1 protein-coding gene is annotated in these 645 nt (G+C 65.6%); it reads right to left on the bottom strand.

Annotation, left to right across the window (positions count from 1 at the left end; all coding sequences use genetic code 11):
* The coding region (locus tag EN906_RS36300; RefSeq protein ID WP_206529293.1) for an acyl-CoA dehydrogenase family protein at positions 1–645 on the bottom strand (645 nt) is incomplete at both ends.

Genomic DNA, 645 nt, shown 5'->3' with positions numbered 1-645 from the left:
CGTCGAAGGAGCGCGCTAACCGGAACGACAGCGCGGTGGCGGCGGCGACGTCGAGCGCCATGTCGGCCAGAACGCGCTGCATCAACGGCTGCTCGATCAGGGTCGAACCGAACACCTGGCGATGGCGGGCGTGGTGAACGGCCTCGGCGAGGCCCGCGCGCATGATCGCCGACGAGGCGATGGCACAATCGAGCCGGGTCAGGGTGACCATGTCCATGATCGTCTTCACACCGGCACCGGGTTCGCCGACCATCTCGCCGATGGCATTGACGAATTCGACTTCGGAGGAGGCGTTGGAACGGTTGCCGAGCTTGTCCTTCAGTCGCTGAAAGCGGAAGCCGTTGCCCGAACCATCACCGAGAACGCGCGGCACGAGGAAGCACGACAGCCCCTCCGGCGCCTGCGCCAGCACCAGGAACGCATCCGACATCGGCGCCGACATGAACCATTTGTGCCCCGTCAGACGATAAAAACCGCTGCCGGCGCGTTCCGCCCTCGTCACATTGGCGCGCACATCGGTGCCGCCCTGCTTCTCGGTCATGCCCATGCCGAGCGTCAGCCCGGTCTTCTCGACCGGCGGTTTCTGGCTCTGGTCGTATTTGCGCGTCGTCACGCGCGGCGCCCATTCGCGAAACAGTTTTGGGC

The sequence above is a fragment of the Mesorhizobium sp. M7A.F.Ca.CA.004.06.1.1 genome (assembly GCF_003999135.1).
Lineage (GTDB): Bacteria > Pseudomonadota > Alphaproteobacteria > Rhizobiales > Rhizobiaceae > Mesorhizobium.
Note: the sequence above shows the minus strand (reverse complement) of the source record. Positions and strands in the feature narration are given on the sequence as shown.